General features: G+C 40.9%; 6 protein-coding genes. 2 read left to right on the top strand and 4 right to left on the bottom strand.

Annotated elements, in window-relative coordinates; all coding sequences use genetic code 11:
* Positions 1-261: 261 nt before the first annotated feature.
* The 3 genes from RM049_RS38685 to RM049_RS38675 all read right to left on the bottom strand — a co-directional run bounded on the left by RM049_RS38685 (position 262) and on the right by RM049_RS38675 (position 3857).
* Positions 262-918: a DUF928 domain-containing protein gene (locus tag RM049_RS38685; RefSeq protein ID WP_322708029.1), complete on the bottom strand. Its 657-nt coding sequence runs from the start codon at positions 916-918 to the stop codon at positions 262-264.
* A gap of 302 nt (positions 919-1220) precedes the next feature.
* Positions 1221-3101, bottom strand: coding sequence for a CHASE2 domain-containing protein (locus RM049_RS38680; RefSeq protein ID WP_322708028.1), 1881 nt, complete (start codon positions 3099-3101; stop codon positions 1221-1223).
* 27 nt (positions 3102-3128) lie between these two features.
* Positions 3129-3857, bottom strand: coding sequence for a response regulator transcription factor (locus RM049_RS38675; RefSeq protein WP_322672392.1), 729 nt, complete (start codon positions 3855-3857; stop codon positions 3129-3131).
* Positions 3858-4656: 799 nt separating this feature from the next.
* On the opposite strand from RM049_RS38675, the gene RM049_RS38665 reads away from it, so the two are divergent.
* Together RM049_RS38665 and RM049_RS38660 are read left to right on the top strand one after the other, a co-directional pair.
* Positions 4657-6057, top strand: a complete 1401-nt coding sequence (locus tag RM049_RS38665; protein WP_322708027.1) for a Rieske 2Fe-2S domain-containing protein — start codon at positions 4657-4659, stop codon at positions 6055-6057.
* Positions 6058-6079: 22 nt separating this feature from the next.
* Positions 6080-6760, top strand: a complete 681-nt coding sequence (locus RM049_RS38660; RefSeq protein ID WP_322708026.1) for an SDR family oxidoreductase — start codon at positions 6080-6082, stop codon at positions 6758-6760.
* A gap of 183 nt (positions 6761-6943) precedes the next feature.
* Here RM049_RS38660 and RM049_RS38655 read toward each other — a convergent pair whose 3' ends face one another.
* Positions 6944-9895 (bottom strand): NHLP bacteriocin export ABC transporter permease/ATPase subunit, encoded by a 2952-nt coding sequence (locus RM049_RS38655; protein WP_322708025.1) that lies wholly within the window; start codon positions 9893-9895, stop codon positions 6944-6946.
* Positions 9896-10046 lie beyond the last annotated feature (151 nt).

Here is a 10046-nt window from a genome sequence, read left to right as displayed (position 1 = left end):
TTTACAAGGGGGGACTAAGGGGGGTAATTCGACTTGTGTGTACACCGTAGCCTTTCTAAGGGGAGGGTTAGGGTGGGGTAAAACTGACATGAAAAACCAAGTGAGTAAACTATTTCAGACTTGTGTGTACACCGTAGCCTCTTAGGAGAGGGGATCGGAAAAACTTTTATTGTTGGAAGCGGAGTAAGATTCAAAGCCTCTCTCCTAAAAGGAGAGAGGTTTGGAGTGAGGTCAGAGTGTGTTGCATCAAAATGAAAACTGCTATATTTTTTCGCTGCCAATTTTCTGGAGGTATTCAATTCGTTGCTGAATATTTTTTTGATCTACGTCATTACCAATCAGCATTTCTGACTGTGCAAGTTCTTTAACTAAAGTTGCCCCAGTTTGCCCCAATTTAGCATTACCAGTTGCTTTTAATGCTTCTTCTAATGCTTCGTACCACAGTTCATTTTCAGTATAATAATTTATACTTTCTGGAATGCTAGTAAATCGATTTTTAGCAAGTGATTGAGGATTGATAACGGTAAATTCTGCACGTCTAATAATCGTGTCGTTTTCGCAGTCAATTGCAATTTGCCATAAATATGTTTTACCGACTGTGAGTTCGGGGTAATCAACGGGAAGTTTTAGTTTGTTAATCCCAACTGTTGTGGGTATTTCTTTAACTTGCCCAATTTTTTTAACTGTCTTGGGTGAATCAAATTCATACAGTTGGAATCGCGCATTTTGAGAACTTGACATATACCAAGCTAAGGTTGGACGTGTGGAAGCAGTTTTACCGATAAATGTCTGAGGTGCAAGCTGCGTCAGTGGTATGCCGCTAGCTGAACATCCACGCGAACCACCTGCACGGGTATTGTCGCTGGCTGGTTTGCGATCGCGTGGTTTAAACTCGGCAAATGCTGGGACTGCGGTCATAAGAAAAACTACTCCTACAACCAAGATTGTAAATCTGCCCTTATTTTCCCAAAATACGAAATGTTGATGACTCATGGTAAATGCTGTTGATTGTGTGGTTATCTAAAACTTTTTAAGAATTAAGAATTCTGGCGACTAATATCATGTCCGTATAATTAGTTATGATTTCCACAGTCATTGCACCCCACCCCCAGCCTCTCCCTGCAAGCCGGAGAGGGGAGACAAAGCATAGCTTTGGCGGGGTGGGGTTCTTCAGGTTTAATAAGTAATCTAGCAGACATGATATAACGCCTTATTCCTTCTTAAAATTCCTTTGTAGGTTTCCAACGAAGTTCACATATAGTCCCACGTGGAGAAAGCGATTCACGGCGAAACTCTCCTCCTAATTGTTTAGCAAGCATTTTAAAATGTTTTGTGCCTTTATTCTCTAGTTTTGATTTAATACCTGAACCGTTATCTCTTACAGATAAATTGTATTTATTTGCACTATAAACACCCGATGCTTGAACTCGCTTGACTCCTTGGGCGTGTTTACCAACATTACATAAAGCTTCTTCTAAAAACAGACATATTCCCCGTTTTTGTTCTATAGTTAAATATTTATCATCAATCGGTTCAAAATTCCGAATTTTAACTTTTAATGTTTTAAAATGTTCAAAATCTTTACGTTCTAATGTACTTGAGTAAACCTCATATAATAAATCATGCAAAGGTCGTTTCAATTCAAGTATTAATCCGCTACCTAAACGTAAGCTCTCTTCTGTGGTTAATGCTTCGAGTTTGAGAAAATCGCCAAGTTCACGAATTTCGCGATCGAGTTTTTCAAATTGCTCAACCAGTTGTTCGTAAGGAATATCTTTAGCACGCAGATGCTTTAATCCATAAGCAAGAATTTGCAAAGGGCCATTATGAATTACGGTAAATGTGTGTTGAATTGTGTTTTGACGTTCCTTAATTTGCGATCGCAAAAATTTATCATGCTGGTAAAAAGCACCTAAACCTAACCCATTCACGGCTAAGCTCAGAAAACTAGGTGCTACAGGAATCCATACACCCCACACCCACAGCATCATATACCCGCAGCTAAACAAACAAAATGCTGCTACAGTTACAGTCAGTAAATTTGCTTGAGCAGATTCGGTAAACCGTCCGATAACGATCGACAAAATCCCCCAAACAAATATCCATGTGTACTCTCCAAACTCTCCCCAACTATGCAACATTGTCCGGCTATCTATTACGCTACTAAGAATTTGACTGATAACATGAGCGTGATAGTCAATGCCATAAATTTGACCGCTTAATTTTAAATTAGATAAAGCTGAAGTATAAAAAATATCACCCGCGCTCATATTGCGATTGCCAACTAAGACAATGCGATCGCGCAGCAATTCTGCATCAACTCGATCGTTGAGAATATCGCGCAGCGAAACAATATTAAAAGGTCGATCGCTGTTGCGAAAGTTCATCAAAATTGACAACCCCCCATCATCAGCCCTGACATATCCGCCAAAATTATGGGTAATTCGGGGTAATTCAATCCCACGGAATCTTATTGTATTCGGGTCATTTTTTCCAGTTTGCGGCTCAATTCCTTTCGCATTTAAATACTTAGTAACTAACCGCAGTGCTAAAGAATATTTATCTTCATTGATATTCTTAGGATTTGGCGTATACAACAAATAGCGTCGATTTTTGCTATCTTCATCATTAGGTAAATCGACAAACCCAACTCGTTCGGATGGCAAGCTCTGGGGTGGTGAAGTTTCTCCAGGCGGTAAAATTTTTTCAATACCAATAATATTAGAATTTGCTCGTAATATCTGCGCTAGTTGTTCGCCACCAGGTTCTACAGGAACATTTTTGAAGATATCCAACCCAATGGCTAGCGGTTTATAAGTTTCCAGCTTGGTGAGTAACTCTGCAATCTTCTGATCTGGGATTGGATATTGTTTAACCCATTCAATATCCTTTTCGTCGATACCCACAATTACTACACGTTCATCAGGGTTTTCTATCGGACGCAGACGTAGCATCGTATCAAGCAGCATCCATTCCCAAGATTGTATTCCTCCAGTTATTCGGATTAACATTACCAACAACAGCACTACGATCCCTGGACGTATAGCCAGCGACCATAACCTGAATTCTTTCCAAATGCGATTCCTGATTCTCCTTTTCATCTAGCTTCCAGCTTAATTTTTTGCGTATTAATCAATTAAGCCTTCTTCACGGGAACGAACTTCGGTTTGGATTCGCATATTCTTACCGCTTTGCTTGCAGTCTTCAGGATATACCCCCAAAACATCCTGAATCTTTGTCCAGTAAGTCCGCACTGCTCGTTCTGATTTATACATTCGATCGGCGATCGCCTTATCTGTTAAACTCTCTTCAAAAGCTAACCGCAACACATCCAACCATTCCGGTTTGAGTTCGATTCCCGTTTTGATGTCTTTGGTGTGAGTTGCACCCTGAAGTGCCAAATTAACCCGCATCAGCATTTCATTTTCGGGTAATCCTTTGTCTGCGATCGCAAACCCACCTTGATGATTATCAATCTCGTGTTTGATCCGGATCAAGGCTTTCACATAACTAGTTTGCACGATAAAATTTTGATGGGGATATTCTTTGAGCAAATTTTGCAACAGCTTAATTCCGGTATCAATTTCTGCTATCTTCCCTTGCCGATCGGGAATTGATAAATCCATCACAATCAAGTCAAACTGATGAAGTTGAAGTTGATAAAGTGTCTCTTCTCTAGTTTGAGCTTTAACAATAGCAGCTTCGGGATACTCTCGATTTAATACATCCAGGGTACCAGTTAAAATTAATTGATGGTCATCGACAACAAGAATACCCAGTTTTTTCTCCACTGGTAAATGTCCATAAGTGCGATCTTTTTTCAAACTTACTTCTACCGGATTTTTACTTATGTTCATTTAAACTAAAAGTTTCCTTAAGCTTTACAAAAAATCTTTTACTCTACAGTGTTTATTTTGCTTACTTTTCACAGTAAGTCCTCAATCCTCGAAAAAGCTTGGCTTTTTTTACAGCCTAATTATCAATAGCTCTAAGTTAATGAAAATAGCTAACGGAAAATCAGGGTTAGGAAACCGCTAAAATGAGCTTTTCCACATGGCCTGAATTGTCAGGTTTATCTTGAGATTCATATTTTGTAATTTTTATCCCTAACTCTACTCGTTAAAGTATGCACCTATTTTAATTGGAGATCAGTTTTCAAGCTATGCACAAAAGTGCAAACCTAGACAGCAAGTCTAAATTCAAACGGCAATGAGAGCAACACGATTTTATAACATTAGTGCGATTACTTCGCTAGAAAGCTCAGTTTCTAGCTAATTTCCGTCACAGTAACCCCGAATGCGGCATTGTTGACCTCAAGCCTCACTGTCACGGCTTTCAATATGTCCGTGAAACCATAAAAATGCTTCCTCAAAAACCTGAGCCTATTTTATTGACTCAGATTTTCCGCAAGCTCACAGGTTTGGGTCGTATTCTCCCTGTTCCGGTCAGTGTTCAAGCCTGATAATGGGGTAAGAGTTCTCGGCGTAGGGAAGGATTGAGAAACTTGTCTTGTCAGTGTTTACTAATAGCATATTATCTGCCATTTTAGTGGCTATTCATAAAATCAAAAATGGAAATGCGATCGCCATACAGCCAATGTTCATACTAGTTAAAATAAATCTTAGAGTAGGCAATAAAAGTTAATAAACATCAAAAATGCTTGAGAAAGAAGTTAACGTCAGAGATAGTTTGCACTCAAAACAGCCTGGGGGCGGCAGCGATCCGAATAGTTTTGATTGTAAAGAAACATGGTATCCCATCCATTACCTAGAGGACTTAGACAAATCAAAACCAACGCCTTTTACAGTACTGGGAAGAGATATTGTAATTTGGTGGGATAGACTTGCCCAATCTTGGAGAAGCTTTGAAGACCAGTGTCCTCATCGTTTAGCACCGTTGTCTGAAGGCAGAATTAGTGACGATGGGCTTTTGGAATGTCCCTATCACGGTTGGGGTTTTTCTGGAGATGGAAATTGTCAAAGGATTCCTCAACAAGTCGAAGGTGGAACAGCAGAGACATCAAAACGAGCTTGTGTGGCATCATTACCAACTATTGAGAAGCAAGGACTACTGTTTGTATACGTTGGTGAATATGAAAATGCTGCCAAAACCGAAGTCCCAATAATTGAACCATTAGAAGAATGTCCAGAAGGATGGGTTGTAATTAATACATTTAGAGATGTACCTTATGATGCATTAACCCTATTAGAAAATATACTAGACCCTAGCCACATATCATTTACACACCATAAAACGGTAGGAAATAGGGCAAATGCAGCACCTCTGGAACTTGAAGTCATTGAATCTGGGAAACATGGATTCAAAGGGATTTGGAAACAAGGTTTGAAACCAGGGCAATCAGGAGAGTTATCTACAACCTTCGTCGCTCCAAGTTTAATGTGGCACGACATCAACTCCCAGCGCGGCAGAATTCTAACCGTTGTTTATGCTACACCCATACGTAAAGGAGAATGTCGTGTATTTGCACGTTTTCCTTTTAAGTTTCCTTCTAAACTTCCAGGTTGGTTTATTAAGCTCAGACCGCGTTGGTATTACCACATTGGACAAAATGGCGTTTTAGAAGACGATCAAATTTTTCTCCACTATCAGGAAAGGTATCTTGAAGCTAAAGGAGGTAGCCCGAACTTTACTAAAGCCTTTTACCTTCCAACCAAAGCAGATAGTTTTGTATTTGAATTGCGTCAGTGGGTAAACCAATATAACGCTGAACCATTTGGCAAAGAGACTTTTTCTCCCCCACTGGCAAAATCCGTGCTGTTGGAGAGGTATCATTCTCATACGGAAAAATGTGCTAGTTGTAGCTCGGCGCTTTCTATTATTGAGCGATTGAGATTTGGGAGTGGAGTTGCAACAGTACTTACTTTGGCTTGGACTCCAATGCTTTTATTTTTTCAGACAACATCAGTTGTAGTAGTTGTGATTGAAACTCTAGCTCCCTTAATCTTTGCACTAGCATGGATCGGACTAAGTAAGTTAGTTATTCAGTTTTATGATGGACGAACCTTACCCCCACGAAACCGACCGGAAAAAAACTGAAATCCAATAATACCAGAATAATATGACTAAGCTCATCTTAATTACAGGCATAAGTAAAGGTCTAGGTTATGCGATGACCGAGGGTTTTATTCAACAGGGACATACTGTTATTGGTTGCGCCCGTTCATCAGATGCTATCGATAAAATACGCCAAAAGTTTAGTGCTACCAACGATTTCACATCTGTAGATGTGGCAAATGAACAACTTGTAAAAAAATGGGCCCAAGACGTACTTCAAAAATATTCACCGCCAGATATAGTGATAAATAATGCAGCAATTACTAATTACCTAGCACCTTTGTGGGAAATACCATCTGAAGAATTTTCTGAGCTTATAGATATCAATATCAAAGGAGTAGCGAATATAATTCGCCATTTCGTACCAGCAATGGTGAAAAACAAACGGGGTATTATTGTTAACTTTAGTTCTGGCTGGGGACGTTCGACTTCAGCCCAAGTAGCACCATACTGTGCTTCTAAGTGGGCAATAGAAGGATTAACTCGTTCTTTGGCACAAGAATTGCCGAGTGGTATGGCTGCTATACCCCTCAATCCAGGTATCATTCATACAGATATGCTTTCTATTAGCTTTGGAGAAGAAGCTGCTAATTATACACCCGTGTCCGATTGGGTATTGAAAGCTGTTCCGTTTATTCTCAATTTAAAACCCAAAGATAACGGGATTCCCTTGACTATACATTAAAGAGTGAATCTCAATTGCGTAGGCGTAGCCCGTCGTAGACATCGTTGCAATTAGGAGCCGACAGTTGAATTATCGAAGAATTACGTGAATACTTAACTGCATCGGTGAAATTCCAAGATAAACAGGACTTACGCAACTGGCACAGCGCGATAGCCAAAGCCGACTACTACCAAACCTTCATACTTATAGCTTTTGCCGCATCATCAGTTGAGCGAATAGCCCTTGCTGATTGACTAGTCGCTCAAAACTGCCCTGCTCTACAACCCGACCATTCTGAAGCACATAGATACGGTCAGCATTGTGGATTGTACTGAGTCTGTGAGCAATGACTATGCGCGTTACCTTTAGGCGATCGAGGCTTTCACTAACAATAGCCTGGGTTTTGTTATCTAAGGCACTGGTCGCTTCATCAAACAGTAAAATTCGTGGTTTCAATACTAATGCCCTAGCAATTAACAGCCTTTGCCGTTGTCCGCCAGAGATATTACCACCTCCTTCACTGACAACAGTGTGCATACCCATTGGCATAGCTTGGATATCATCTGCTAAACCCGCCATCCGCGCGGCTTCCCATGCCTCATCAATTGTGACTAAAGCGCCACTGGCAATGTTTTCAAAGATAGAAGCTGACATTAATCGGCCATTTTGCAATACAACACCTATCTGTCGGCGCACAGCATGAATATCCAGTCCTGTCAATTCCTGTCCATCATAGTAAATACTGCCAGATTCCGGAGTCTCAAATCCGAGTAACAACCGAAACAAAGTTGATTTCCCACTCCCAGAAGTGCCTACCAGAGCAATAAATTCCCCAGGTTCAGCCCGAATATTCACATTATCTAAGATTAACGGTCTTTCATCGTGGTAACGAAAAGCCACATGGTCTACAACAATTCTGCCGGATAACCTGCCGGGATCTGCTTTACTATTATTAACTTCTGGTTCGGCTTGCAAAATTGGTTGGGCACGCTTCCACAAAGGTATGACTTTTAGAACATCGACAACGGTTGTACTCAAGCTGGTTGCACCGCTAACAAACGTACCAAAAGCAGAGTTGAATGCCAGGAAAGTACCAATGGATAGTGCTTGAGTACCCTGTGTTTGCTGGCTTTGCTGTAGTAATGTGGCAGTAAACCAGAAAACTACGCAAGATGTGAGTATGGGCAAAACTTTATTGCAGACGTTGAGAACGTCTTCAATAGCTTGGGTACTCAACACTAATTTTATTTGCTGGCTATACTGTTTACCCCAGTAAGCAAAAGCGCGTTCTTCAGCTCCTGCGACTCGCAATTTGGCAACCCCGTTGATTAACTGCACCATCACGCCAAAGATTTGTCCTTGTTGCTCCAATAAGGGACGAACCTTGCGGAGGGTAAGCATACCAGAGAAGAAAGTCAGGATAATATTTACAACAGCTGCAACAATAGCGATCGCGCTTAACGAACTGTTGTAGTAAATTAGCAATCCCAAGTTTAAGAAGGCAAACACGCCAGAGAAAATACTTTTGAGAACTGTACCGCTGAGTATGGAGCGAATTTCACTGATGCTAGAAACCCTAGATTCTAAGTCGCCAATAGAATACTGATTCAAAAAAGATACACTTAGCTTTAATAGCCTGTCCCACACCGCAGCTTGAGTGGATGAGTCGGCAAAAGTTTCTAGTCTCATGAGGGCAAGCCCTTGAGCTAGTTGAAAAATTGTACCTCCAAAAGCTGTTGCACAAAGACCTAAAGCGATTTGTAACAATAGTCCGCGATCGCTATCTGGAACGGCGTTATCTATGAGAATAGCAGTAGCTTGGGGCGTTACCATTCCTAATAAAGAAACAGCAATTGCGCTTAACAGGATGATAACTAGATCCTTATAATGACCCTGTAGCGCAAATAGAAGTATATCCCAGGTTTTGAGGTTTTTATCGGGCAAAGGTCGATAAAATACATAGGCAGTGGTGCAGAGCGTAGCAGCTGTTTGCTCGTCTACAAAAGTGCGAGTCTGCTTGAGGGGATGGAAAATCTCATAGCTGTTGCCCCTTGTACGGCTCTTAACTGGTAACAGAGCCACCGGACTTTCGTCTTCTAAAGTGTATCCCAGCATTGGCCCACAGTCACTTTTCCACCAGTTGCCGATTAGATGCAAGCGACGCATCCGAATTCGTGAAGCACGGGCGATCGCATCTATTGGGTGTTTTAGGCGTTTGAGGTCTTCTGAGTGAGCTGGAGGGCGAATCGCAATGCCTAAAGCACGTCCCACTGCTCCTGCTGCAACTAACAGAGCTTGGTCTGAGGAATTACTGCCATGTATCATCTGTAAAGAAGTGGCTGTTTCCCTCTGTTGCACCACAGATGACAGTTCCTCTAACGTTTCATTCATCACCTGACGCTTCAGGTGTTCTCTTTGCCGGCACCTCTCGATTTCTTGCTGTATTTCTTGCTCAGAGAGCAAGTTAATTATTTGCAGAAAATTTATTTGCAATTGAGCAAGACTAACCATTAAAGTGTCTGCTTCTTGAATTTCTTCGGCAGGAAAAGTTTCTAATTCTAATATGCCCTTTGCCTGCAACCACATATCAGCACTCAAAGGTAACAGACCAGACGCACAGTCAAAAATTAGTTCGGCAATTCCCATTAAATTGGCATAACCACTTTGGATTTGTACCCAAGATATGCTGCCTTGTTCTGGTCGGAATATCTCGCCATTAGCTAAGGAGAAAAACTGAGTTCCTGGCTTTGAAATTTTGAAGTTACGATTAGGTTCGCGACCAACAGCCGAACCCATTTGATATATCCAACGCTCTAGCAAATCCACTGCATAAGCTTGTTTGTCTGCGAACATAGACTCAAAATCTTTGCGAGAGATTTTGAGCAGTTCTGTTTCTTCAAGCGACACTGCTAAAATTTGCAGCTGCTTGTTTTGAAACTCAGATGGTATTGAAAACATTGCTTCTGCGGATTTGACATTAAATAAGTAACGCCGTTTTCCTTCTGGATTACCATTATTAACCGCAATGGCAAATAGCGACATGGAACCCGATCGCACTATCCAAACTGTCTGCGGGTCATTTAATAGTAAAGGTTCATTACCTTTGAACCGATAGGACTCTCCTGGCAAACCCGGAATGTTGTTTTCAATAAGCATCTTTTTAACCTACTAAAAAGTTATGCAAAGATGTTTGTAAACAAATACAAGACTATCTTGCATTTGTTTTGACTCTTTGATGTTGGTTATATGCTTTATTAGACTTATCCTTAATATAAATAACATGGGATAATAAAAAGCTGGAGTAAAA

This window comes from Nostoc sp. DedQUE04 (assembly GCF_034530995.1).
Classification (GTDB): Bacteria; Cyanobacteriota; Cyanobacteriia; order Cyanobacteriales; family Nostocaceae; genus Nostoc.
The sequence above is the reverse complement of the archived record's forward strand: the minus strand, read 5'-3'. Positions and strand labels throughout refer to the sequence as shown.

Bases quoted from the DNA above. Each gene is read 5' to 3' on its own strand.
- RM049_RS38685 (WP_322708029.1), bottom strand. From the start codon at position 918: ATGACCGCAGTCCCAGCATTTGCCGAGTTTAAACCACGCGATCGCAAA.
- RM049_RS38680 (WP_322708028.1), bottom strand. From the start codon at position 3,101: ATGAAAAGGAGAATCAGGAATCGCATTTGGAAAGAATTCAGGTTATGG.
- RM049_RS38675 (WP_322672392.1), bottom strand. From the start codon at position 3,857: ATGAACATAAGTAAAAATCCGGTAGAAGTAAGTTTGAAAAAAGATCGC.
- RM049_RS38665 (WP_322708027.1), top strand. From the start codon at position 4,657: ATGCTTGAGAAAGAAGTTAACGTCAGAGATAGTTTGCACTCAAAACAG.
- RM049_RS38660 (WP_322708026.1), top strand. From the start codon at position 6,080: ATGACTAAGCTCATCTTAATTACAGGCATAAGTAAAGGTCTAGGTTAT.
- RM049_RS38655 (WP_322708025.1), bottom strand. From the start codon at position 9,895: ATGCTTATTGAAAACAACATTCCGGGTTTGCCAGGAGAGTCCTATCGG.